The sequence below is a fragment of the Peptoniphilus sp. SGI.035 genome, from assembly GCF_050315115.1.
Lineage (GTDB): Bacteria > Bacillota > Clostridia > Tissierellales > Peptoniphilaceae > Peptoniphilus_A.
In genome coordinates this window covers 1-519 of the sequence record NZ_JBNPOJ010000061.1, presented here as the reverse complement: position 1 = coordinate 519, position 519 = coordinate 1, and the positions used below count along the sequence as shown (strand labels likewise).

The 519-nt window shown below is 39.7% G+C and carries 1 pseudogene; it reads left to right on the top strand.

What is annotated here, in order from left to right:
- Positions 1-28: 28 nt before the first annotated feature.
- Positions 29-519 (top strand): annotated as a pseudogene (locus ACQRC6_RS09840) (hypothetical protein); the annotation flags it as partial.

The following is a 519-nucleotide window of genomic DNA, read 5'->3' as shown; positions in this document are numbered from 1 at the left end:
AGCAGAAGAAGTAACAGCACTAGGAGGATTGAAGCCAGTAGACATAGCAGTATGGAAAGGCGATGCAATCACATGGGCAAATGGAGTAGCAGCAAAAGAAGAAGCTAAGAAAGATCAAATAGCAGCACTACTAGCAGCAGCAACAGTAACAGACAAAACAGACCCAGCAAGAACTTCAGATGCAAAAGGCGAATTCGAAGGAACATTACTAGTAACATTTGAAGACCAATCAACACTAGAAGTAGAAAATCAAATGTTATATGTATATGAAAGCGGAGATACAAAACCAACAGACAAACCAGTACCAAGTGATGCAGCAACAGTAACATTTACAAGAGATGAAGCATCAATAAAAGACTGGGGACAAGTATCACCAATAATTGTAAAGAAAGGTACAGCAGTACCAGCAGAGAAGTTCCCTAATGCAGAAGCCCAAGACGGATACAAAACAGTAACATGGACACCTGCAAAAGAAACAGTAGTAAATGAAGACCAAGAATTCAAAGCAAGTGCAACAAA